We start from the raw sequence: 24074 nt of genomic DNA on the forward strand, positions 1-24074 counted from the left end.
ACCCGGATGATACGACCTATATGTATGATTTGATTTCAGTGGCGGCAAAGGAAGAGTGTGCCGGTGTTTTTTGGAATTTTAAAAGAGTGATGCAGAATGGGTTTTTTTGTGCCCTGATATATTGAGCCATGCTTATGAAGTAACGGGTGAGTTTGGCGTGCTTGAAGAGGAAGTGTTGAAACAGCGCCCGGATCTGGGTGTTCGTGCAGCCCAGAGCCTGAAGTTGCTGAGTAAAAAAATATATTTAAATTTTAAAAAATCAGGTAAGTCACCTTTGATTGTGTTGAACGAGTGTGAATTGTTTCTGCGAGTCGTTCAGGTCTTGTTGTTTTGTAAGCGGATAAGGTTCGGAGAGGTGGGGTAAATGTTGAGGGTTGATGAGGGTGAGTTGGACTATTCGGTTGAGCGAATTTGCATTTATGCTGGGGCACCTTTTAGTGGTGTTGCATGCGAAGAGATAAAGGATGTCTTAATCAGTGAGACTATGTATGTGGATGGTCTGCTAGATGGGACGGCCAAGATCTGGTATTCCTCTGGCAAGCCGTTTAAAGAAGAGTCGTATCGCAGGAATTATTTGCATGGATGCTGCGTTGAGTGGTTTGAGCATGGCGGGGTGAAGATCGCTTGTAGCTATGAGTGTGGAATTTTGATAGAAAGAAAAGAGTGGGATGTGAAGGGGGGCTTAATTAGCGAGTATGGCTTGACTCCATCAGCGGAAGGTTATGAATTGCTGGAGATTCGTCGGCATATGTGGAGCGAGGGCCGGCTCTAAGTTGGATATGTGGTGTGAGCTAGCATGTTGTAGGTAAGTGGTGGGGTGAGGGAGTGTGTCCTAGGGTGGTGCTACCTATTGGGGCGCTGCAGGAATGATTAATTTTGCAATGAGAAGCTGTGATTCCAGAAAAAAAGGTAGATTTTGAGTGTTACCGTACTTATGCGGCAGTGTTAAAGACAGTTGACTCTGAGTTTTCAAGGGGCGCTAGTTTCGGCTACGACCTTGGGCAGCAGTTCGCATGTGCTTATGATGAACTAGAGAGGCCATGTAAACTTGGGTCGCAATTCAGAAAGGTTGCTATTTATACTGCGCTATTTAAGCGAGTGAGAGGTATAAGTGATGGATTTGCAGTGGATGATCCATTTGACTGGGATGTGTTGCATGAGCTGAAGGAAATTTATATGGGCGTGGATGAGCAGTTTTTTGAAACCTACCACGAGGAGGCGGATGGGCTGAGAGAAGATATGGAGTTGATTAAAGAGGTGTTTTTAACAAAGTTGGGCTGATTTGAATTGCTGGGGTTAAGATTTTTTAATGAGTGAGAATTTGAAAGCGGCGCGCCAATCCGGAGCGCCGCTTTTTTTACGCCTTAGCTATTGCGGCCGGGCGTTTTGCCTTCCAGCTCGGTTTTGGCTACTTGCGCGCGTTGCAGCGCGTGCACGCTGTCCACGTGCTGGAAGACGTCGCAGCGCAGCGCGCCCAGCAACATCAATTGCTCCGCGTAGTTGAAGAAGCCCACCCAATAGCCGCGGGCGTGGTGAGGGTCGCGGAAGTCGATGTCGTAGGCGATTTTGCCGAGCAGGCCCTTGCTGTGGCGGTCCGGATTGTCTTTCAGGTATTGGGCCAGATGAGCGGCGCATTCGCGGCCGTAGGCGCAGGCGTCCACGTAGTCGTCGGCGGGCGGCATCTGCCAATGGTGGGGCTGACCGCGTTGCGGCAGGTGGCGGACGAAGGGCAGCTGCGTGGCCTGGGTTTCGTGAGGCTTGGGCCGGTAATGACGGCGCGGGGGAAGTTCATGAGACATTTGCTATCTCCTTGAAGATGCTAAGTGACCCGTTGTCCGGTTCCAGTCGGGTGGCGGGAGCGAGATCACAGGCTGGAACTCCGGCTCTTCAAGAAACCGGTACGGCGTTGGCCGCACCTATGATCCGCCCCCGCCGTACTGGCGCGCGCGTCTCATCGGCATTGCCTGTTGCGGGCAATGCCTATTCTCAAAGAAACATGGGGTTCCAGTCCCAGTGCCGGATGTGGATCGGCACGCAGGCGATTGTGGCGGCGCGGGCGGGGCGGGTCAAGGGCGCGCGGCCGCCGAGTTTTGGGCTTGGGTTTGCGGCCAAGCCGCCCCGGCCCAGCCGCCGGCGATGCGGCGGGCGCTGGGCGGGGCTTTAGGACGGGCTTAGTTGGCGCGCTTGCCCAGGGAGGTCCGGCGCTGGGCGAAGGTTTCCCGGCTCAGGCGGATGGAGTCGTAATGACGGCGGCTGAGGCGGGTGCCGCCGGCGCGGCGCAGAGACAGCCCCAGCGTGTTCTGGTCATTGGCTTCGCGTTCGCCGGCAAAGGTCTGGGCGGCGGCCTGGCAAGCGGCTTGCCGACGGGTGGCGGCCGGGTGCGCCTGGTAGGCGTTGCTGGCCTGTTCCAGCGCTTTGCGCAGCAACTGCGGTTTGGTTTGCTCCAGCGCATCGGCTATTTGGTCCGCCGTGGCGCGTATCAGCTCCTGAAGCGCCTGCTGTTGCAGCGGGCGTTTGTTGCTGCAGTCCAGTCCGGCCTGCTGGCTGAGCCGTTCCAGTTGCTGACTGAGGGTGCTGACGCCGCCTTGGCGAAAGCGCTCGGCTTGTTGCGGGTAGAGCTGGGCGGCGGCGGCGATCATGGCTTCGCGGTAAGCCTGGATCAGGGCTTTGGCGTCTGCGCCCGGCATCCTGGCCAGGTCGCGGCGCACCATGTCTTCGGTGTGGATGTCGATGAAGGCGTGCACTTCGCGGGCTTGGTGATTGTGTAGCAGTTGTCGCCAGGTATTGAGCGGTTGCTGGTTCAGCCAGTGGGCGAAGCGTTGCTGGGCGGGTTTGAACGCCGGGTCCACGCCGGCCGGGGCGGCGGTGGCGAAGCGGCGTTTGGCCTGGTTCAGCGCGCTGTCGTGGGCGCGGGAGCGGGCGGCGCTTGGGCTGGGCGCGGCGCGCAGCAGGGCGGCGTTGGCGTCGCTGTTCTGCGCGCGTTTGAGTTCGCCGGCCAGCGCGGTTTGCGGCGGGGTATCCGGGTCCGCGGAACCACGCGGGTGAATGCAGCTGAGCAATAGGTCGGAAATTTTCATAAGCGCTCCTGAGGCGGTATGGGCGGCGTTTAGCGCCGCCTTTTTGTTGGTGCGGCGCAGTGTGCCCAAACCCGGGAGCGTTCAATATAAAGAAATGGCCATGTCCCCGGCATGCGCTCAGAGCAGCATCACCAGCTTGTATTCCGGCGCCTGGGCCAGTTTGAGGGTGATTTGCTGGTGCTCGATGCGGCCGGCGCTGGGGTGGTGGAACACACGGCTGCCGCCTTCGCGGCCCTGGACGTCTTGCTGCTGCCAGTATTGGCGGAATTCCGGGCTTGTCGCTTCCAGCGCCGCAATCATCGTGGCCACGGCGGGCTGGTTCAGCCGCGGGCTGAGATCGGCGCGCAGCTCTGCGACGATGCGGCCGGCGCGTTCCGCCCATTGGTCGATGAAGCTGCGCGCTTCCGGCGCCAGGAAGATGAAGTCCAGCAGGCTGCGGCTGGCGTCCGGCCGGCCCAGCCAGTCGCGGAACAGCCTTTGGGCCGGCGGGTTCCAGGCCACGGCGCGCCATTCGGCGTCCAGCACGTAGGCGGGGGAATCGATATGGGCGGTGGCCTGCTTTAACAGCGCCTTGGCCTGTTCGGACGGGCCGCGCCATTCCGGTTCCGGGTCTTTGAGGCCTGCCAGGTTGAACAGGTAGTCGCGCTCGGCGGTGGTCAGGCGTAGCGCCTCGGCCAGCCGGGCCAGGGTGGGCGCGGACACGGATTGGGTGCGGCCTTGTTCTATCCAGGTCAGCCAGGTGGTGCTGATGTCGCACAGCGCGGCCACTTCTTCGCGGCGCAGGCCTTTGGCGCGGCGGCGCTGGCCGGGCGGCAGGCCGGCTTGTTCCGGGCTCAGGCGCTCGCGGTGGGCGCGGATGAATTGGCCCAGCGGCGCGCTGTCTTTGCTGGCGGTCATGGGCGTAGGGCTCTGGGTATTAGTATCGCTACTAGTATAAGCAACTGGCTTGTTGCCGGGAAAGTTTGGCTCCAAGATAAGTCCACGGAGCAGAGCTTTGTGCCCGGCGCGCGGAAACCCGCGGCGCCGGCGGCAGTCTCAAGTTGAATAACCGGATTCGAGCAAACACCATGACCGCACAGACCTTGTACGACAAATTATGGAACAGCCACGTGGTGCGCCAGGAGGCGGACGGCACGGCCTTGCTGTACATCGACCGCCACCTGGTGCATGAGGTGACCAGCCCGCAGGCGTTCGAGGGGCTGAAGCTGGCGGGCCGCCCGCTGTGGCGCGTGGATTCGGTGGTGTCCACCGCGGACCACAACACGCCCACCGATCATTGGGACGAGGGCATCAAGGACCCGATCTCGCGCCAGCAGGTGGAAACGCTGGACGCCAACATCAAGGCTTTCGGCGCGCTGGCGTATTTCCCGTTCAAGGACAAGGGCCAGGGCATTGTGCATGTGATGGGGCCGGAGCAGGGCGCCACGCTGCCGGGCATGACCGTGGTGTGCGGCGACAGCCACACTTCCACCCACGGTGCTTTCGCCGCGCTGGCGCACGGTATCGGCACCTCCGAGGTGGAGCATGTGATGGCCACGCAGTGCCTGGTGGCCAAGAAATCCAAGAATATGTTGGTGCGGGTGGACGGCAAGCTGGGCCGCGGCATCACCGGCAAGGACGTGGCGCTGGCCATCATCGGCAAGATCGGCACCGCCGGCGGCACCGGTTACGCGATCGAGTTCGCCGGCGAGGCCATCGAGAGCCTGTCTATGGAAGGCCGGATGAGCTTGTGCAATATGGCGATCGAGGCCGGCGCGCGCTCGGGCATGGTGGCGGCGGACCAGAAGACCATCGATTATGTAAAAGGCCGGCCGTTTGCGCCCAAGGGCGAGCAGTGGGAGCGGGCGGTGGCGTATTGGCGCACTTTGCGTTCCGATCCGGGCGCCGTATTCGACGCGGAAGTGGTGCTGCGCGCCGAGGACATTCTGCCGCAGGTGACCTGGGGCACTTCGCCGGAGATGGTGGTGGATATCGACGGCGCGGTGCCGGACCCGGCGCGGGAAAGCGATCCGGTGAAGAAAAGCGGCATTGAGCGCGCGCTCAGCTATATGGGTTTGCAGGCCAACACCCCCATTCACGACATCGCGGTGGACATCGTCTTCATCGGCTCCTGTACCAATAGCCGCATTGAGGATTTGCGCGAGGCCGCCAGCGTGGCCAAGGGCCGCCACAAGGCCGCCAATGTGAAGCAGGTGCTGGTGGTGCCGGGCTCCGGCCTGGTCAAGGCGCAGGCGGAGGCCGAGGGCCTGGATCTGGTGTTCCTGGCCGCCGGCTTCGAGTGGCGCGAGCCGGGCTGCTCGATGTGTCTGGCGATGAACGCGGACCGCCTGTTGCCGGGCGAACGTTGCGCGTCCACGTCCAACCGCAATTTCGAGGGCCGTCAGGGGCAGGGCGGCCGCACGCATCTGGTCAGCCCGGCGATGGCGGCGGCCGCCGCCGTCACCGGTCATTTCGTCGATGTGCGTTCGTTGTAACCGTTCCAAGGAGAGAATCATGCAAAAACTGCTGTTGTTGGTACTGGCCGCGCTGACCCTGAGCGCTTGCAATACGGTGAAGGGCGTGGGCCAGGACGTGTCCAAGGGCGGGCAGGCGATTGAAAACGCCGCCAAGGACGTGTCCAACAAAATGTGATGCGGCGGCCCGCCCCCGGCGTCCGCCGGGGCGGTTGTCTCCTCGCACTCTCTAATGAAGGCGGGCGCTAGCGCCCGGAAACGGCATTGACGATGAAAGCATTTACCACCCTGACCGGTTTGGCCTGTCCCTTGGACCGCGCCAATGTGGATACCGACGCCATCATTCCCAAGCAGTTCTTGAAATCCATCAAGCGCTCGGGCTTCGGTCCCAATCTGTTCGACGAATGGCGTTACCTGGACCACGGCGAGCCGGGCATGGACAACAGCAAGCGGCCGCTGAACCCCGACTTCGTGCTTAACCTGCCGCGCTATCAGGGCGCGCAGGTGTTGCTGGCGCGCGAGAACTTCGGCTGCGGCTCCAGCCGCGAGCACGCGCCGTGGGCGCTGGACGACCAGGGCTTCCGCGTGGTGATCGCGCCCAGTTTCGCCGACATCTTCTTCAACAACTGCTACAAGAACGGTCTGCTGCCCATCGTGCTGGCGGCGGACGCGGTGGATCAGCTGTTCCGCGAATGCGCGGCCGCCGAAGGCTATCAACTGACCGTGGACCTGGCGGCGCAGACGGTGAGCACGCCGGCCGGGCAGGTGTTCTCCTTCGACATCACTGAGCACCGCAAGCACTGCCTGCTGGGCGGCCTGGACGAGATTGGCCTGACCCTGCGGCACGCGGACGAAATCAAGGCTTTCGAAGCCAAGCGCCGCGGCGAGCAGCCGTGGCTGTTCGCCTGAACGGCGGCCGGCGATGAGCGCGCTACAGCAGGGCGGCCACGCGCATAAGCAGCACGTGGAGCAGCAGTTCGGCGGCCAGGCCGCCGCCTATCTGAGCAGCCAGGTGCATGCGGAAGGCGCGGAGTTCGCCGAGCTGCGCCAAGCGGCGGCGGAGCATGGCGCGGCGCGGGTGCTGGACCTGGGCTGCGGCGCCGGCCATGTGGGCTTTCAGGTGGCGGAGGCGGCGCGGGAGGTGGTGGCTTACGATTTGTCGGCCGCCATGTTGGAGGTGGTGGCGGCGGAAGCGGCCCGGCGCGGCCTGGACAATCTGAGCACGCGCCAGGGCGCGGCGGAGCGGCTGCCTTTTGCCGACGGCGATTTCGATCTGGTGTTCAGCCGCTATTCCGCCCATCACTGGGGCGATGTGGGCCTGGCGCTGCGCGAGGCGCGGCGCGTGCTGAAGCCGGGCGGCCGGTTGGCGCTGATAGACGTGATGTCGCCGGGGCAGCCCTTGCTGGACACGCATCTGCAGGCGGTGGAGGTGCTGCGGGATTCCAGCCACGTGCGCGATTACAGCGCCGGAGAATGGCTGGCGATGCTGGCCGAGGCCGGCTTCGCGGTGGACAGCCTGCGCCGCCAGCGGCTGCGGCTGGCCTTCGACGCCTGGACCGCGCGCATGCGCACGCCGCCGGAGATGGCCGCGGCCATCCGCCTGCTGCAGCAGCGCATGGGCCGGGAGGTGCGCGATTATTTCGCCATCGAGGCGGACGGCAGTTTCAGCGCCGACGTGATGGTGTTGTGGGCCAGAACATGAACGCCGCCCGCGGCGACGGCCGGCGCGGCGCGATGGCCTGGTTGCATCGCCATCCCTGCTGGGCCTTCGCGCTGCTGGGCTTGAGCTTTCTGGTGTTCGGCGCGGGCACGGTCAATCTGGCCCTGTTGTTGCAATTGAATTTCAAGCTGTGGCTGGACGCCGGCTGGCAGGCGGCGATGGACGGCGCGTTGCGCCAATTGCTGGAACTGCTGGCGTCCGGCTATGCCGCGATGGCGGCTTATATCGTATTCAAATGTTGCGAGCGGGTGCTGGTGGAGCGGCTGACCCGGCGCGGTCCTCAAGACTGAAAAGGAAAACAGTATGAAAATCGCCATTCTGCCGGGTGACGGCATCGGTCCGGAAATCATCGCCCAGGCGCAGCGCGTGCTGGAAGTGCTGCGCAAGGACGGTCTGCCCATCGAAACCGAACAGGCGCCCTTGGGCGGGGCCGGCTACGACGCCTTCGGCCAGCCGTATCCGGAGTTCACCCAGAAGCTGTGCCGCGAATCCGACGCGGTGCTGCTGGGCGCGGTGGGCGGCCCGGCCTACGACAAGCTGGAGCGTCCGCTGCGGCCGGAGCGCGGCCTGCTGGCCATCCGCAAGGATTTGAACCTGTTCGCCAACCTGCGCCCGGCCGTCCTGTATCCGGAACTGGCCAACGCCTCCACGCTGAAGCCGGAAGTGGTGTCCGGCCTGGACATCATGATTGTGCGGGAGCTGACCGGCGACATTTACTTTGGCCAGCCGCGCGGCATCGCCGTCAACGAGCTGGGCGAGCGCGAGGCCTACAACACCATGCGCTACAGCGAGGGCGAGGTGCGCCGCATCGCCCATGTCGCCTTCGGCATCGCGATGAAGCGCGACAAGCGCTTGTGCTCGGTGGACAAGGCCAATGTGCTGGAAACCACCGAGTTCTGGAAAGAGGTGATGATAGACGTGGCCAAGGAGTATCCGCAGGTGGAGTTGTCCCATATGTACGTGGACAACGCGGCGATGCAGCTGGTGCGCAATCCCAAGCAGTTCGACGTGATGGTGACCGGCAATATCTTCGGCGACATCCTGTCGGACGAGGCCTCGATGCTGACCGGCTCCATCGGCATGTTGCCGTCGGCCTCGCTGGACGAAAACAACAAGGGCCTGTACGAGCCCTCGCACGGCTCGGCGCCGGACATCGCCGGGCAGAATCTGGCCAATCCGCTGGCCACCATCCTGTCCGCGGCGATGATGCTGCGCTACACCTTCGGCCTGGAAGACGCGGCGCAGCGGGTGGAAAACGCGGTGAAAACCGTGCTGGCGCGCGGCCTGCGCACCGCCGACATCTACGAGGCCGGTTGCGAGAAAGTCAGTTGCTCGGCGATGGGGGATGCGGTGGTGTCGGCGCTGTAAATGGCAGTGGTCCGCCCGGCTTGCGCCGGGCGAACCATCTGTTCTGATTTGAATACAATAAAAACGAAATACCCCATTGCCTGACGCTTTATCGCGCTGCACAATGGGGTGACAACATTACAGCCGCCCGCCGCACTGGCGGGCGCGACGATTTGACAGACAGATACCAGGAGAGACCCAGTGAGAGTAGGTTTTGTTGGCTGGCGCGGCATGGTGGGTTCCGTGCTGATGCAGCGCATGCGCGAAGAGAACGATTTTGCGGCGATCGCCGAGCCGGTGTTCTTCACCACCTCCAATGTGGGCGGCAAAGCCCCCGACATCGGCCGCGACGCCCCGGCGCTGAAAGACGCGAAGGACATCGCCGAACTCAAGACCATGGACGTGATCGTCACCTGCCAGGGCGGCGATTACACCAATGAAGTCTACCCGCAGCTGCGCGCCGCCGGCTGGAACGGTTACTGGGTGGACGCGGCTTCCGCGCTGCGCATGGAAGACAATGCCATCATTATCCTGGACCCGGTCAATAAAGCGGTGATCGAGCAGGGCCTGGCGCGCGGCGTCAAGGACTACGTCGGCGGCAACTGTACCGTGTCGCTGATGCTGATGGCGCTGGGCGGCCTGTTCCAGAACGATCTGGTGGAGTGGGCCACCTCCATGACCTATCAGGCCGCCTCCGGCGCCGGCGCGCAGAATATGCGCGAACTGCTGTCCGGCATGGGTGCGATCAACGCCCAGGTGTCCGGCCTGCTGGCGGACCCGGCGTCCGCCATTCTGGACATCGACCGCAAAGTGTCGGACTTCCTGCGCGCGGACGATTTCCCCAGCCAGAACTTCGGCGTGCCGCTGGCCGGCAGCCTGATCCCTTGGATAGACAAGGACCTGGGCAACGGCCAATCCAAGGAAGAATGGAAGGGCGGCGTGGAAACCAACAAGATCCTGGGCCGCTCCGCCAACCCGGTGCCGGTGGACGGCTTGTGCGTGCGCGTGGGCGCGATGCGTTGCCACAGCCAGGCCTTGACCATCAAGCTCAAGCGCGATGTGCCGCTGGACGAGATCGAGGCCATGCTGGCCGCCGCCAATCCCTGGGCCAAAGTGGTGCCCAATACCCGCGAGGCCTCGATGGCCGAGCTGACCCCGGCGGCGGTGACCGGCACGCTGGCCACGCCGGTGGGCCGCCTGCGCAAGATGGCGATGGGCGGCGAATACCTGTCCGCCTTCACCGTGGGCGACCAACTGCTGTGGGGCGCGGCCGAACCGCTGCGTCGCATGTTGCGTATCCTGATCGAGCGCTGACAGGGTAGAATGGCGGCAGCCTGGGGCTCGCCTTGGCGAGCACCTACTGCCGAAGCCGCGCGTCAAACGCGCGGCCTAGTTGAAAAGGGCACTGAGGTGCCCTTTTTTGCGCGCGGTATTCTGTTTGCAATGATTGATTGAGAAAGTAAAGCGATGTCGAACTCTATTCAGCTCGCCGTAGTCGGCGCCACCGGCCTGGTGGGCCAGGCGGTACTGGAACTGCTGGCCCAGCGCCAATTGCCCGTTGGCCGGGTCTTTGCCGTGGACGCGGCGGACAAGGAAGGCGAGACCGCCGCCTACGGCAATCTGGAGCTGGACGTGCATCCCATCGACGGTTTCGCCTTTGAAAACGTGGCGCTGGCCATCTTCGCGGCCGGCAGCGAGCTGGCGCGCGAGTACGCGCCGTTGGCGCGCGCGGCAGGCGCGGCGGTGGTGGATTTCAGCTCCGCCTTCCGCGAGGACGACAGTGTCCCGCTGGTGATTCCCGCCATCAACGGCGCCTTGCTGGCGGACGCAGGCGAAGCCGCGCTGGCCTCCGCGCCCAATTGCACGGTGACGCCGCTGGCGCTGGCGCTGGCGGCGCTGCGCCCGCTGGGTTTGCAGCGCGTGTCGGTGGCTACCTATCAATCGGTGTCCGGCAGTGGCCAGGCGGCGATGGAAGAGCTGGCGGACCAGACCACGGCGCTGTTCTCCCAGCGCGAGACCGAAAGCCGGGTCTACGACAAGCGCATCGCCTTCAACGTGTTGCCGCAGATCGGCGCGCTGGACGCGGACGGCGCGTCCGAGGAAGAGCGCTCGGTGGAGCGCGAGCTCACGCGGCTGCTGGATCTGCCGCAGTTGCAAGTGGAGGCCACCTGCGTGCGCGTGCCGGTGTTCTTCGGCCACGCCTGGGCGGTGAACGCGGCATTCGAACATGAATTTGACATGGAGCAAGCGCGCAAACGTCTGCTTGCGGCAGGCTTGCAAGTGGTGGCCGCGGATAAGCTGGGCGGCTATGTGACGCCGATGGAAGCCACCGGCAACGAGGCGGTGTGGGTCAGCCGCCTGCGCGGCAAGGGCCGGACGCTGAGTTTCTGGCTGGCCGCCGACAATGTGAAGGCCGGCGCCGCGCTCAATTGCGTGAATATCGCCGAAACCCTGTTAAAGCAGAATGGCTTGATCTGATCCTGCGGTTTGGCTGAAGCCGCGCATCGCGCGGACAGAGGGCGGCATTCGCGAGAGTGCCGCCCTGTTTCATGGCTGCGGCGGAAATCGCGGGTAAACGGCGTCATTATGAAATCTAGCTAAAAACAGCCGCAGGGCCTAAGATTGCAACAGTTACCGTCTGCGCCCGCTGGGCCAGCGCAAATAAAATCAAGATAAACCGTGCCGGAAGGTTGACAGTGACACATCAGGCAAAAATCAGAATCGGCGTTCTGGCGGTGGCTTTGGCCTGCTCCGCCAGCGCCTGGGCAGGGCTGGGGAAAATCAACGTCAGGTCCAATCTGGGCGAGCCGTTCCGCGCCGATATCGAATTGACCGGGGTAAGGGCGGCGGAACTGGAGAGCGCGAGGATAGGGCTGGCCGGGGCGGATACGTTTCAGGATTTGAACGTCGATTACGCCACGGTGCTCAATATGCTCCGCTTCAGCGTGGCGCCCAGCTCGCGCGGCGCCATGATACGCATCAGTTCTTCCGGCCCCATCAACGATCCCTATCTGCGCTTCGTGGTGGAGGCCAAGACCTCGTCGGGACGCGCGGTGCGCGAGTACACCGTGCTGTTGGACCCCAGCAATTACTCTATGGCCTCGCCGTCCGCCAATATTGTGCAGGACGTGCCCAGCTACGCAGACAACAATCTGTCCAGCCGCTACCGCGGCAACGTCGCGCCCATCGCGCGGCCGCAGCCCGGCATTCTCAAAGTGAAGTCCGGCTCCACCCTGCGCGGCCTGGCCGGCAAGGTGAGGCCGCGCGGCGCCACGCTGGACCAGACCATGGCCGCGCTGGCCCAGGCCAACCCCGACGCCTTTGTCGACGGCGACGTCAGCCGCCTCAAGCTGGGCGCGGTGCTGAAAGTGCCGACCAGCCGCAAGATCAAAGCCCTGAGCGCCGCTCAGGTGGCCAGCATTCTGGGCGGCCAGCCCGCTGCGCCGGCGGGCGAAGCCAAGGCCGGCTCGGATGTGCTGAAGCTGGTGCCCAGCGAGCCGGGCGGCGGCAAGCTGACCGATCTCGAGCAGCAAGTGGCGGCGCGCGAGCAGGCGCTGAAAAACGCGGAGGCGCGCATCAGCGCGCTGGAAGAGCAATTGAAGGCCTTGCAGGCCGGCAAGCCCTTGCCGGCCATGCCCAGCTCCAGCCCCAGCGCCGTTCCGGCCGCGGCCGAGCCGGCGGCGGCCAGCGCTCCCGCGCACGCCGCCAGCGCGCCGGCCCCGGCGCCCGCGGCCAAGCCCGCCCCGGCGGAGCACAAGCCCGCGGCCAAGCCGGCGGCGCCGCCTCCGCCGCCGGAACCTTCGCTGCTGGATAAAGTGATAGACCACCTGCCGCTAGTGGGCGGCGGCGTGGCCGGCCTGGGCCTGTTGGGCGCTCTGGGCCTGCTGCTGGCGCGCCGGCGCAAGGGCGGCAAGCCCTTGTCGCTGTCCGCCAACAATACCAGCGCCGCCCTGAGCCGCGGCGCGTCTTCCGGCATGGAGCCGCCGTCGGTGGGCGGCGGCCATTCCTTCATGAGTAACTTCACCCAGGCGGCCGGCGCCATCGACGCGGCCGAGGTCGACCCGGTGGCGGAAGCCGAGGTGTACATCGCCTACGGCCGCGACGTGCAGGCCGAGGACATCCTCAAGGACGCGCTGGCCAAAGATCCGTCGCGCCAGGAAGTCAGGCTGAAGCTGATGGAGATCTACGCGGCGCGGCCGGACGTCGCCAGCTTTGAAAAACTGGCGCGGGAAATGCACGCCACCTTCGACGGCCATGGACCAATCTGGGCCAAGGCCGCGGCGATGGGGCGCTCGATAGACCCGACCAACTCTTTGTACTTGTCGGACGGCGAGGGCGAGGACATCGAAGCCGCGCCCGCGCCGACGTCGCCCCCGGGCGGCATCGATCTGGACCGGGAATTGTTCGGCGAGCCCGAGGCCGCGCCGACGGAGCCGGCCGCCGCGCCTGAACCGATTGCCGCGCCGGAAGCGGCCGCGCCCGAGAACGATCCCTTGGCCGCGCTGTTCGCCGAACCTCAGGCCGAGGAGGAGAAGGCGGAGGAAGCCAATCTGCTCAATTTCGATCTGGACACGGAACTGACGCCGCCCGCGGCCGAACCCAAGCCGGAGCCCGCGCCAGCGGCGCCGGCGCCGGCGGAAAACAATTTGCTGGACTTCGATTTCAATCTGGAAGGCATGGCGGCGGAAGCGCCGGCCGCAGCGGAAGCGCCGGCCGCAGCGGAAGCGCCGGCGCCGCAAGCGGCCCCGCCCGCGGGCTTCGAGTCCCTGTACGAGGACATGTTGGCGGAAACGCCGGCCGCCGAGGCGGAAGCCCCTGCGGCGGCGCAGGCCGAAGGCATGTCGGTGCTGGACGACCCGCTGGCCACCAAGCTGGACCTAGCCAAGGTTTATCTGGACATGGGAGACCGCGACGGCGCCAAAGAAGTATTGCAGGATCTGATCGCCGAGGCGCAGGGGCCGCTCAAGGCGGAGGCCGAGGCCTTGTTGGCCACGATCAGCGCCTGAGATAGAGGCTGAGAGCCGGTTCAATGTCTCGCGAGCCAAGGCGAAAACGGCTGAGAAAGCGGGTGTCCGCTTGGCGCATGAGGATTGCGAAGCGGCGCTCGCCGTGAACGTCCGACGCGGCGCTGCGGACATGGGGCGGCTTCAAAGGCAATGAGCGGCGGGATGGAGTCACTCCTCCCGCCGCTTGACGATCTCGCGCCGGTGCGTGGTTTTTAGGCGAAAAACCGGAAAATGTGTGGCTTTTTTGGCCATTGCCTGGATGCAATGAGGCGGGGACGCCCGATTTATCCTCGCTAAGTGGTTGTTGTATAGTTTCGTTGCAATAATTAAAACGTTATAAGGGCCTGTCGAGACCCGGCTGCCGGCCAAGGCAAGCGGCGCGGCGGCTTCGAAGAATGAGGGTGGGGAAATTCGTTCATGTCTTTCAAGACACGCATGAGTCAAATCGCGTCGCTGCTGGCCGGTCTTGGTCTGGCGGCGGCCGCTACGGCCGGCTTGGGGCCGATCCGGGTGTTGTCCGCCGATGGCGAGCCTTTCCTGGCGGAAATTCCGGTGGTGGACGAGGAGCCCTCCGACAATGTGCTGGTGGGCCTGGCGGATCGCAACCGCTATCCGCTGTTGTCCACTTACAGCGGTTCCGCCGGCAGCCTGCAGTTTTCCATCGTCCGCAAACCGGACGGCAATGTTCAGAAAATCCAGGTCAAGGGCGCCGCCAGTTATCCGGAGCCGCTGCTGCGCTTCGCCGTGGATCTGAGTTGGCCGGCGGGCCGGCTGGTGCGCGAGTTCGAAGTGGATTATCGGCGAGACGGCCCGCGCAACAAGCCCGCGCCGGCGCGGGAGGAGGGCAAGAAGCCGCTGGCCGGCGTCGACGCCTCGCCGCGGCTGGATTCCTTGGGCCTGAGCGACGCCCGCCTGCGTTCCCGTCTGGGCGAACCCTTGCTGTTGGAGCTGACTTTGCAGGGCAGCGCCTTGGATCAGGCGGAACCGCCGCGGCTGGCCTTGTTCGCTGTGGCGGCTCAGGGCGAGCCCAACGCCCAGCAAGTGCGCCTAGTGGCTTCCATCGTGCCCCACGTCGAAAAAGTGGCCAAGGGCCGGTTCAATGTGCAATTGCGTACTGAGCAGCCGGTGACCGAGCCGATGCTGGCCTTCCGGCTGGAGGTGGCGGCGGGCAAGCTCAAAGCGCAGAAAAACTACTCGGTGTTGCTGGACCCCCATTCGGCGGCCAAGCCGGCCCCCGTCGCCAAGACGCAGGGTTTGAAAGTGTACCGGGTGCTCAAGGGCGACACGCTGTCCGGCATCGCCAGCCGCGTGCGCGGCGGCGGGGAGTCGGGCGCGGTGGCGCAGCAACTATTGCAAGGCAATCCCGAGGCCTTCATCGCCGGAGACGCCAATCGCCTGCGCGCCGGCGTGGCGCTGGAATATCCGTCGGAGTGGCAACTGCGCGGCCAGAGCGCCGCCCGCGCCGCGGAGCCTAAGCGGCCGGCGGTTTCGCCCGAGGCCCGCGCGGCTGAGAAAAGCGCGCCGCAAGACAGCAAGCCCCAGGCGCGCGCGCCGCAGGAGCATCAGCCTCCGGCGCAGAAGTCCCCGGAACGCAAGCAGCCGGAAGCCGCGCGGCAGGAACACAAGCCGCCGGAATCCAAACCGCAGGAGCACAAACCCGTAGAGGCCAAATCGGCGGCCAAGCCGGCCGCTCCGCTCGCGCCGGCGCATCCGCCTGTCGCCAAGGAAGCGTCCAAACCGGCTCCGGCGGCGGAAGCCCCGAGGCAAGCGGCCGCGCCGTCGCAGCAGGAACGGCATTTGCAGCAGATGCTGCAGCGGCAAGACCAGGCCCTGCAGCAAGCCGAGCAGCGGGCCAAGGCGCTGGAACAGAAAATCCAGGATTACCAGCGCCAGGCGGCGGCCAAGGCCGCGCCGGCCCCAGCGCCGGCGGAAAGAGAGCCCGGCCCCGAGTCCGCGCCGGAGCCCAAGGTCGAGACCAAGCCGGAACCCAAGCCGGAACCCAAGCCGGAACCCAAGGTGGCGGCCGTCAGTTCCATGCCGGTCGCGGCGGCGTCCGCGCCGCAGGCGGCGACGGCGGAACACGCGGAGAAGCCTCCGGTTGTCGAAGCGGCCGCTCAGCACGAGCCGCCGCCGGCCAAACCCGTCGACAGCAAGGCTACGCCGGTCACGGCGGCGGCCAATGGCTGGACGGACGAATTGGCCGCGGCCTTGTCCGACGAGTCCATGCGCTGGAAGCTGGGCGGGGCCGCGGCGGCGCTGGGCCTGGTGGCCTTGCTGCTGGCGCGGCGCAAACGCAAGGGCGGCGGCAAGGACGAGCCCGCCGCGCCAGCCTTGAGCGGCACGGCGGCGGGCGCGTCGATGTTGGGGCCGTTGACGACCTTGATGAGCTCCTTGAAGAAGGGCGACGGCATCGACCTGTCCTCGGTGGACCGGGTGGCCGAAGCCGATGTCTACCTGGCCTACGGCCGCGACGACCAGGCTTTGGAGATTCTGCGCGAAGGCTTGGCTCACGAGCCGATGCGGCAGGATTTGCGCTACAAATTGCTGGAAGTCTTGTCCACCCAGCAGGACAAGCAGATGTTCATCGCCGAGGCCACCACCGCCAAGGGCGTGTTCGGCAAGGACAGCACCTTATGGATGAGGGTGTGCGAAATCGGCCAGACCGTCGCGCCAGGCCATCCGCTGTTCGCCCAGGCCAAGCCCGAGCCGGCGGCGGATGCGCCGCCGCCCGCGGCCGCCGAGCCTGCGCCTGTGGCCGCTCCCGCGGCCCCCGTCGCGGCAGCGCCCACACCGGCACCCGCGCCCGTCGCGGCAGCGCCGACGCCCGCGCCGGCAGCCGCGGCGAGCCCGGACGAGGAGAAAATGGAGTTGGCCAAGCTGTATCTGGAGATGGGCGACAAGGAAACCGCGGACGCCTTGATGAAGGAGGCCGGCCGCTAAAGCGCCGGTCGCGCCCGCGCGCATGGAAGAGGTCGGCCGCGCTTGACGCGAGCCGGCCTCTTTTCGTTTTGCTTCGACGGCGTCTTATGCCGCGGTTGGGCGCTTTTCTCGTGCGTTCGCAGCAAACGTCATCGTTTGGTCGTGGCGCAAACCGGGCAGGATAAGGTAGAGTGAGTGCTTTATTGCTGAAACGACGCGGCGCACCGCGTCGGAGTTTGAAGAAGGTGTGGGCATGAGGATAGCGCTCGGCATCGAGTATGACGGTCGGGCGTTCGCCGGCTGGCAGACTCAGCCGCATGGCAATACGGTGCAGGACAGATTGAATCAGGCGATCGCGCAGATCGCCGGCGTGGAGGCCATCGGCACGCTGGCCGCGGGCAGGACCGACGCCGGCGTGCATGCGGCCATGCAAGTGGTGCATTTCGACAGCCCGGCCGAGCGGCCGCTGAACGCCTGGGTGCGCGGCGTCAACGCCTTGCTGCCGGCTGAGGTGGCGGTGGTGTGGGCGCGGGAGGTGTCGGCGGATTTTCACGCGCGTTTTTCGGCGTTTTCCCGCAGTTACAGCTATTTTCTGCTGACCAGCCCGGTGCGGCCCTGTCTGCTGGCCGGCAAGATGGGCTGGTTTCATCAGGCGCTGGACGTGGCGGCGATGCGAGAGGCGGCGGCCCATCTGTTGGGGCGGCATGATTTTTCCAGTTTCCGCGCCTCGGAGTGCCAGGCCAAATCGCCGCTCAAGGATTTGCAGCGGCTGGACATCAGCGAGCAAGACGGCCTGATCCGCTTCGATCTGCTGGCGGACGCCTTCCTGCATCATATGGTGCGCAATATCGTCGGCGCGCTGGTCTACGTGGGCAAGGGCGCTTTGCGCGCGGATGAGATGGCGGGCTTGCTGGCCGCGCGCGACCGCACCTTCGCGCCGCCCACCTTCATGCCGGACGGCTTGTACCTGACCGGCGTGGGTTATCCGGAAATATACGATTTGCCGTCGCAGGCGGACGCCGCGCGGCTGGCTTTGTGGAGATGAGAGTGGGCGGCACGACCCGAATCAAGATTTGCGGCATTACCCGGCCGGAAGATGGCGTCGAGGCCGCGCGGCTGGGCGCCGACGCCATCGGCCTGGTGTTCTACGCCAAGAGCCCGCGCCATGTCGACCTCGAGCAGGCGCGCGCGGTGATCGCGGCGCTGCCGCCCTTCGTCAGCGTGGTGGCCTTGTTTGTCAATCCGGAGCCGGAGTACGTGCGCGAAGTGCTGGCCGCCTGCGCGATCGATATCTTGCAGTTCCACGGCGAGGAAGACGCCGCCTTCTGCCGCTCTTTCCAGCGGCCTTATCTGAAAGCGGTGCGGGTGAAGCCGGGCGTGGACCTGGCCGAGATCGCCGCCGCCTACCCGGACGCGCGCGCGGTGCTGAGCGACGCCTTCGTCGAAGGCGCGCACGGCGGCACCGGCGCCACCTTCGACTGGAGCTTGCTGCCGGAGGCCTTGCCTCTGCCGCTGATCCTGTCCGGAGGCCTGGACGAACACAATGTGGCGGCGGCGGTGGCGCAGGTGCGCCCGGCCGCGGTCGACGTCTCCAGCGGTGTGGAGGCGTCCAAGGGAATCAAAGATGCCGCCAGAATGGCGGCGTTCATATCAGGAGTTAGACATGGATCGTTATGACCTGCCGGACGCCCAGGGCCATTTTGGCCCGCATGGCGGCGTCTATGTCGCCGAAACCTTGATGGCGGCGCTGGACGAGCTGAAAAACGAGTACGCTCGCGTCAAGGCCGACCCGTCGTTCTGGGAAGAATTCCGCCACGAGCTTAAGCACTACGTCGGCCGGCCCAGCCCGGTCTACCACGCCAAACGCTGGTCCGAGCAGCTGGGCGGCGCGCAGATTTATCTGAAGCGCGAAGACCTGAACCACACCGGTGCGCACAAGATCAACAACGCCATCGGCCAGGCGCTGCTGGCGCGGCGCATGGGCAAGAAGCGGGTGATCGCCGAAACCGGCGCCGGCCAGCACGGCGTGGCCTCCGCCACCGTGGCGGCGCGCTACGGCATGGAGTGCGTGGTGTATATGGGCGCCGAGGACATCAAGCGTCAATCGCCCAATGTGTTCCGCATGAAGCTGCTGGGCGCCACCGTGGTGCCGGTGGAGTCCGGTTCCAAGACGCTGAAGGACGCCTTGAACGAGGCGATGCGAGACTGGGTGACCAATATCGACAGCACCTTCTACATCCTGGGCACCGCGGCCGGTCCGCATCCCTATCCGATGCTGGTGCGCGATTTCGTGTCGGTGATCGGCGAGGAGGCCAAGGTGCAGATGCCGGAAGTGATCGGCCGCCAGCCGGATGTGGTGGTGGCTTGCGTCGGCGGCGGCTCCAACGCCATCGGCATGTTCTACCCGTATATCGGCGTGGACGGCGTGCGCATGGTGGGCGTAGAGGCCGGCGGTCTGGGCCTGGATTCCGGCAAGCACGCGGCGCCGATTTCCGGCGGCGCGCCCCTGGGCGTGCTGCACGGCGCCAAGAGCTATCTGATGCAGGACGAGAACGGACAGGTGGTGGAAACCCATTCGGTGTCCGCCGGCCTGGATTATCCGGGGGTGGGGCCGGAGCACAGCTATCTGAAGGACATCGGCCGCGCCGACTACGTGGCGATCAACGACGATGAGGCTTTGCGCGCCTTCCACGACTGTTGTCACTTCGAGGGCATCATCCCGGCGCTGGAATCCAGCCACGCGCTGGCCTGGGCCGTCAAGGAAGCGCCGAAGATGGGCAAGGACCAGGTGATTCTGGTCAATCTGTCCGGCCGCGGCGACAAGGACATCAACACTGTGGCCGGTCTTGCCGGCATCACTCTGTAAGGAGGCGCTATGTCACGTATCGCCAAATGTTTTGAAGCGTTGGCCGGCGGCAAGGCGCTGATCCCCTTCATCACCGCCGGCGACCCGTCGCCGCAGCTGACCGTGCAACTGATGCACGGCCTGGTGGAGGGCGGCGCCGACATCATCGAGCTGGGGGTGCCGTTTTCCGATCCGATGGCCGACGGCCCGGTGATCCAGCGCGCCTCCGAGCGCGCTCTGGTCCACAAAGTGGGTCTGCGCCAGGTGCTGGAGCTGGTGGCGGCGTTCCGCCGCGACAACGATCACACCCCGGTGGTGCTGATGGGTTATCTGAATCCGGTGTTCGCCATGGGCTATCAGGACTTCGCCGCGGCGGCCAAGGCCGCCGGCGTCGACGGGGTGCTGACCGTGGACAGCCCGCCGGAGGAATCCGCCGATCTGTCGGCGGCCTTGACCGCCAACGGCCTGGATCCGGTATTTCTGATCGCGCCCACCACGCCGCCGCAACGTGTGGCGGAAATCGCCAAACTGGCGCGCGGATACGTCTATTATGTGTCTCTGAAGGGGGTGACCGGCGCCGGGCATCTGGACATTGACGACGTAGCGCGTAAAATTGCTGCCCTTAGAGAATATTTGACCGTACCGATAGGCGTCGGCTTTGGCATTCGCGACGGTGCGACAGCCAAGGCGATCTCCGCCGCCGCTGACGCGGTGGTGGTGGGCAGCCGTTTGGTGCAGGAAATTGAGGCGGCGACACCCGAAACCGCCAAAGAGCGGTTAACCCGTCTGGTGGCCGAACTGAAGGCCGCCATCCGATAGAACACTGCGGGGGCTCAGCCCCCGTTTTACTGTGCCCGCCGTTTGGCGGCGGGCCCAAGAATCAAGGAGTCAGCATGAGCTGGTTGAATAAGCTCCTGCCGCCGAAGATCAAGCGCGACAACCGCGCCGACAAACCTTCCGCGGTACCGGAGGGGCTTTGGAGCAAGTGCCCGGAATGCGAAGCCGTGTTGTATTACACCGATCTGGAGAGCAATCTGCAGGTGTGTCCCAAGTGTAATCACCACCATCCGCTGACCGCGCGCGAACGTCTGAACCTGCTGCTGGATGAAGAAGGCCGTCGCGAGTTGGGCGAAGAGGTCAAGCCGGTGGATATCCTGAAGTTCAAGGACAGCAAGAAGTATCCGGACCGCCTGACCGCCGCCAAGAGCGACACCGGCGAGGACGACGCGCTGGTGGTGATGCAGGGCAGCATCGAATCGATGCCGGTGGTGGTGGCCGCGTTTGAATTCAAATTCATCGGCGGTTCCATGGGATCGGTGGTGGGCGAGCGCTTCGTGCGCGGCGTGCGCGCCGCGGTGGAGGCCAAGGCGCCCTTCATCTGCGTGGCCGCTTCCGGCGGCGCGCGGATGCAGGAAGGCTTGAACTCGCTGATGCAGATGGCCAAGACCAGCGCGGCCTTGCAGCTGCTGACCGACGCCAAGCTGCCCTTCATCTCGATTCTGACCGACCCGACCATGGGCGGCGTGTCCGCCTCCTTCGCCTTCCTGGGCGACGTGGTGCTGGCCGAGCCCAAGGCGCGCATCGGCTTCGCCGGCGCGCGGGTGATCGAGCAAACCGTGCGCGAAACCTTGCCGGAAGGCTTTCAGCGCGCCGAGTTCCTGCTGAGCAAGGGCGCGGTGGACATGGTGGTGGACCGCCGCGAGCTGAAGCGCAAGCTGGCGGAGCTGTCCACGCTGCTGATGAAGGAGCCGGCTCCGGTCTGATCCGCAGCCAAGCCGCATTGAAAAGCCGCCAGAGATGGCGGCTTTTTTATTTGGCGCGGCAGGTTTGCACCGCGCGATTGAATTGCGTCAGGAACTGCGGCGATTCGCGGGCGAGAAAGGCTTTGCCGAAGTAGACGCCGAAGGGCAGGCTTTGCGCCAGTTCGCTGCGCAGCTGCTCCTGCACGCCCATCTTGGCGATCAGCGCGTCCACCACGTAGGCGTTGCCGAGAATGGCGTCGACGCGGCGGCTCAGCAGCATCTTGACCAGCTGTTCGCTATTGGGCGGGGTGGAGGTGAGCTGGTAGCCGTGTTCGCGCAGCCAGTCGTCCATATTGGAGCCGTTGAAGGCGGCGGTGCGGCCCTGGCGCTTGAAATCGCTGCCGGATGGGGATTGCGGATTGTCCTTCAGCAGATACCAGCGCCGCTCGTAAGGCAGGATGGGAGCGGACAACACCGCGTAGCCGTCGCGCTCCGCGGACGGCGTGGCGGTGAAGAAGGCGTCGGCCTGCTGGTGCTGCACCTGCCATTGCGCGCGCGGCCACGGCAGGAAGGCGATGGAGTAGGGGCGTTGCAGTTGTTTGAGCGCGCATTGCACCACTTGCACCGCCAGGCCGTCGGCGCTGCCGTCCTCCTTGCGGAAGGAAAGCGGAGCTTGCTGATGGGTGTTGAGCCGGATGGGGGGCTCGGCGGCGGCGGCGCCGGCGAGCAGCAGGCCGGCAAGCAGGACGCGTCGGATGGGCGACGGGCATGCGTGGCGGCGGGGAAGGCGTTGCGCGGCCTTGCGTAAAAAATGGGCGGCAGTCATTTGTTTTTTGCAATCATGGAGTTGCCGATCTTATCCACATGCTGTCACCAGATTTGCCCATTGGCAAGGTGGGAAAGTTCCCCGGATTTGCCTTTTTTATAAGCGTAAGAGGCAAGTGGCTAATTGCAAAAGTTTTTTTGGCGTCCGGCCGGGGTTATCCACACAGTTATCCGGCGATTGCTGTGGAAAACCCGGGCCGCCGCCGCCTTCATTCCGCCTGTTCCAAGGCCTCCAGTTCGGCCTGGGCGTCCAGCCAGGCTTCCTCCACTTCGGCCAGACGGGTCGCCACCTCGCCCTGGCGGCGCACCGCGTCGGCCAGCCGTTGCCGGTTGGCGTCCTCGTAGGCGTCGGCGGAGGCCATGAAGCCGTCCAGTTCGGCTTTCGCCGCGCTGAGCTGGTCCAGTTCCTTTTCCAGCTTGTTCAGCTTGTTCTGCAGCGGTTTGCGCAGCAGGGACAGCCGTTGCCGCGCTTCCGCCTCCTGGCGTTTCTGTTCCTTGCGATTCAGGCCCTGGGCGTCTCCGGACGAGGGCTTGCCGGCGTCGGCGAGCAGGGTCAGCCGCCACTGGCGATAATCTTCCAGATCGCCGTCGAAGGGCTGCACCTTGCCGTGGCTGACCAGCCAGAAGATGTCGGTGGTGGCTTCCAGCAGGCTGCGGTCGTGGGACACCACGATCAGCGCGCCGCTGAAATCCTGCAAGGCCATGGTCAGCGCGTGGCGCATTTCCAGGTCCAGGTGGTTGGTGGGTTCGTCCAGCAGCAGCAGATTGGGTTTCTGCCAGACTATCATCGCCAGCGCCAGCCGCGCTTTCTCGCCGCCGGACATCGGGCCCACCGGATCGGTGGCGGCGTCGCCGCAGAAGTTGAAGCCGCCCAGGAAGCTGCGCAACTCCAGTTCGCGCGTGGTGGGCGCCAGTCTTTGCATATGCTGCAGCGGCGTTTCGTCTTCGCGCAGGGTCTCCAGCGTGTGCTGGGCGAAATAGCCTATCTTCAGCGTCTGCGCGTTGACGACTTCGCCGCGCAGCGGCGCGAGGTCGCCGGACAGCAGCTTGACCAGGGTGGATTTGCCGGCGCCGTTGACGCCGAGCAGGCCGATGCGCGCGCCGGCCTCCACCGATAGATTCAGTCCGCCGAGTATGGTGGCGGAGCCGTAGCCGACGTCGGCCTGTTCCAGCTTCAGCAGCGGATTGGGCAGGTTGTCCGGGCTGTCGAAGTGGAAGTCGAACGGCGAAGCCACGTGGGCTGGCGCGATGCGCTCCAGCTTTTCCAGCGCCTTGACCCGGCTTTGCGCCTGGCGCGCCTTGGACGCCTTGGCCTTGAAGCGGTTGACGAAGGATTCCAGGTGGGCGATCTGGCGCTGCTGCTTTTCGTATTCGCCTTGCTGGCGCGCCAGTTTTTCCGCGCGCATCACTTCGAACTGGCTGTAGTTGCCGGTGTACAGCGTCAGTTCCTGGTTGGCGACTTCGACGATGTGGTCGCAGACGCTGTCCAGGAAGTCGCGGTCGTGGGAAATCATCAGCAGGGTGCCCGGATAGCCTTGCAGCCAGTCTTCCAGCCACAGCACGGTTTCCAGGTCCAGGTGGTTGGTGGGTTCGTCCAGCAGCAGCAGGTCGGAGCGGCACATCAGCGCCTGGGCCAGGTTGAGGCGCATGCGCCAGCCGCCGGAGAAGCTGGCCACCGGCCGTTGCTGGGCGTCCACGTCGAAGCCCAGGCCGGTCAGCAGCTTGCCGGCGCGCGCCGGCGCGGCGTAGGCGTCGATGCGCGCCAGTTCGCCGTGCAGATGGCCGATGGCGTTGCCGTCGTGCCGCTCTTCGGCGTCCCGCAGCCCCTGTTCCAGCTGGCGCAGCTCATGGTCGCCGTCCAGCACGTAGTCCAGCGCTGAGCGTTCCAGCGCCGGCGTTTCCTGCGCCACATGGGCGATGGTCCAGTGCGGCGGCAGCAACGCGTCGCCGCTGTCGGCGTGCAATTCGCCCATCAAGAGCGCGAACAGGCTGGACTTGCCGGCGCCGTTGGCGCCGGTGAGGCCGGTCTTGTAGCCGGGGTTGAGCGTCAGGTTGGCGCCTAGCAGCAATTCTTTCAGGCCGCGGCGCAGATTGAGGTTTTTGAGTTGAATCATAGGAGTCCGAACGGCCGCGCCGGCGT

Annotated in this window: 22 protein-coding genes; 17 read left to right on the plus strand and 5 right to left on the minus strand. The window is 65.0% G+C overall.

What is annotated here, in order from left to right:
• The first annotated feature begins 364 nt into the window (after window positions 1–364).
• Both QUG03_RS05810 and QUG03_RS05815 read left to right on the plus strand, forming a co-directional pair.
• A complete protein-coding gene (locus tag QUG03_RS05810; RefSeq protein WP_500819620.1) occupies window positions 365–772 on the plus strand; it encodes a toxin-antitoxin system YwqK family antitoxin in 408 nt (135 codons plus the stop codon).
• A 119-nt stretch (window positions 773–891) separates the two neighbouring features.
• Window positions 892–1281 (plus strand): hypothetical protein, encoded by a 390-nt coding sequence (locus tag QUG03_RS05815; RefSeq protein WP_500819621.1) that lies wholly within the window; start codon window positions 892–894, stop codon window positions 1279–1281.
• An 83-nt stretch (window positions 1282–1364) separates the two neighbouring features.
• Here QUG03_RS05815 and QUG03_RS05820 read toward each other — a convergent pair whose 3' ends face one another.
• The 3 genes from QUG03_RS05820 to QUG03_RS05830 all read right to left on the minus strand — a co-directional run bounded on the left by QUG03_RS05820 (window position 1365) and on the right by QUG03_RS05830 (window position 3974).
• On the minus strand, window positions 1365–1799 hold the full coding sequence (locus tag QUG03_RS05820) for a hypothetical protein (RefSeq protein ID WP_500819622.1): 435 nt from the start codon (window positions 1797–1799) through the stop codon (window positions 1365–1367).
• Window positions 1800–2171: 372 nt separating this feature from the next.
• Complete coding sequence (locus QUG03_RS05825; protein WP_500819623.1) at window positions 2172–3077, minus strand: hypothetical protein; 906 nt, start codon at window positions 3075–3077, stop codon at window positions 2172–2174.
• Window positions 3078–3194: 117 nt separating this feature from the next.
• Window positions 3195–3974 (minus strand): helix-turn-helix transcriptional regulator, encoded by a 780-nt coding sequence (locus tag QUG03_RS05830; protein WP_500819624.1) that lies wholly within the window; start codon window positions 3972–3974, stop codon window positions 3195–3197.
• Between the two features lie 170 nt (window positions 3975–4144).
• Here QUG03_RS05830 and leuC point away from each other — a divergent pair, with 170 nt between their 5' ends.
• The 15 genes from leuC to accD all read left to right on the plus strand — a co-directional run bounded on the left by leuC (window position 4145) and on the right by accD (window position 21130).
• Entirely contained in the window at window positions 4145–5551 is a 1407-nt protein-coding gene (leuC, locus tag QUG03_RS05835) for a 3-isopropylmalate dehydratase large subunit (protein ID WP_500819625.1), read from the plus strand.
• 19 nt (window positions 5552–5570) lie between these two features.
• Window positions 5571–5708 carry an entericidin A/B family lipoprotein gene (locus QUG03_RS05840; protein WP_081544472.1) on the plus strand — a complete coding sequence of 46 codons (138 nt, stop codon included), beginning with the start codon at window positions 5571–5573 and terminating at the stop codon, window positions 5706–5708.
• Between the two features lie 92 nt (window positions 5709–5800).
• Window positions 5801–6439 (plus strand): 3-isopropylmalate dehydratase small subunit, encoded by a 639-nt coding sequence (gene leuD / locus QUG03_RS05845; RefSeq protein WP_235089035.1) that lies wholly within the window; start codon window positions 5801–5803, stop codon window positions 6437–6439.
• A gap of 13 nt (window positions 6440–6452) precedes the next feature.
• Complete coding sequence (locus QUG03_RS05850) at window positions 6453–7232, plus strand: class I SAM-dependent methyltransferase (RefSeq protein WP_107798731.1); 780 nt, start codon at window positions 6453–6455, stop codon at window positions 7230–7232.
• Complete coding sequence (locus QUG03_RS05855; RefSeq protein ID WP_488906046.1) at window positions 7229–7540, plus strand: hypothetical protein; 312 nt, start codon at window positions 7229–7231, stop codon at window positions 7538–7540. The genes QUG03_RS05850 and QUG03_RS05855 overlap by 4 nt, the downstream gene beginning before the upstream one ends.
• Window positions 7541–7553: 13 nt before the next feature.
• Window positions 7554–8618: a 3-isopropylmalate dehydrogenase gene (leuB, locus tag QUG03_RS05860; protein ID WP_500819626.1), complete on the plus strand. Its 1065-nt coding sequence runs from the start codon at window positions 7554–7556 to the stop codon at window positions 8616–8618.
• 180 nt (window positions 8619–8798) lie between these two features.
• Window positions 8799–9911, plus strand: coding sequence for an aspartate-semialdehyde dehydrogenase (asd, locus tag QUG03_RS05865; protein ID WP_227103618.1), 1113 nt, complete (start codon window positions 8799–8801; stop codon window positions 9909–9911).
• Window positions 9912–10064: 153 nt separating this feature from the next.
• Complete coding sequence (locus QUG03_RS05870) at window positions 10065–11075, plus strand: aspartate-semialdehyde dehydrogenase (RefSeq protein ID WP_500819627.1); 1011 nt, start codon at window positions 10065–10067, stop codon at window positions 11073–11075.
• A gap of 218 nt (window positions 11076–11293) precedes the next feature.
• A complete protein-coding gene (locus QUG03_RS05875; RefSeq protein WP_500819628.1) occupies window positions 11294–13603 on the plus strand; it encodes a motility hub landmark protein FimV in 2310 nt (769 codons plus the stop codon).
• A gap of 435 nt (window positions 13604–14038) precedes the next feature.
• A complete protein-coding gene (locus tag QUG03_RS05880; protein WP_500819629.1) occupies window positions 14039–16543 on the plus strand; it encodes a type IV pilus assembly protein FimV in 2505 nt (834 codons plus the stop codon).
• Between the two features lie 232 nt (window positions 16544–16775).
• Entirely contained in the window at window positions 16776–17567 is a 792-nt protein-coding gene (gene truA / locus QUG03_RS05885; RefSeq protein WP_500819630.1) for a tRNA pseudouridine(38-40) synthase TruA, read from the plus strand.
• 2 nt (window positions 17568–17569) lie between these two features.
• Window positions 17570–18199, plus strand: a complete 630-nt coding sequence (locus QUG03_RS05890) for a phosphoribosylanthranilate isomerase (RefSeq protein ID WP_227103612.1) — start codon at window positions 17570–17572, stop codon at window positions 18197–18199.
• The gene (trpB, locus tag QUG03_RS05895) at window positions 18186–19388 is read left to right on the plus strand and encodes a tryptophan synthase subunit beta (protein ID WP_107798737.1); all 1203 of its coding nucleotides are present in this window, start codon (window positions 18186–18188) and stop codon (window positions 19386–19388) included. Before QUG03_RS05890 ends, trpB begins: the two co-directional genes overlap by 14 nt.
• A gap of 9 nt (window positions 19389–19397) precedes the next feature.
• Window positions 19398–20186: a tryptophan synthase subunit alpha gene (gene trpA, locus QUG03_RS05900; RefSeq protein WP_107798738.1), complete on the plus strand. Its 789-nt coding sequence runs from the start codon at window positions 19398–19400 to the stop codon at window positions 20184–20186.
• A gap of 74 nt (window positions 20187–20260) precedes the next feature.
• Window positions 20261–21130, plus strand: coding sequence for an acetyl-CoA carboxylase, carboxyltransferase subunit beta (gene accD / locus QUG03_RS05905; protein ID WP_107798739.1), 870 nt, complete (start codon window positions 20261–20263; stop codon window positions 21128–21130).
• Between the two features lie 46 nt (window positions 21131–21176).
• On the opposite strand, the gene QUG03_RS05910 is transcribed toward accD, so the two are convergent.
• Both QUG03_RS05910 and QUG03_RS05915 read right to left on the minus strand, forming a co-directional pair.
• A complete protein-coding gene (locus tag QUG03_RS05910) occupies window positions 21177–21935 on the minus strand; it encodes a substrate-binding periplasmic protein (protein ID WP_107798740.1) in 759 nt (252 codons plus the stop codon).
• Between the two features lie 208 nt (window positions 21936–22143).
• On the minus strand, window positions 22144–24048 hold the full coding sequence (locus QUG03_RS05915) for an ATP-binding cassette domain-containing protein (protein ID WP_500819631.1): 1905 nt from the start codon (window positions 24046–24048) through the stop codon (window positions 22144–22146).
• Between the last annotated feature and the right edge of the window lie 26 nt (window positions 24049–24074).

This window comes from Chromobacterium sp. CCUG 30098 (assembly GCF_059916605.1).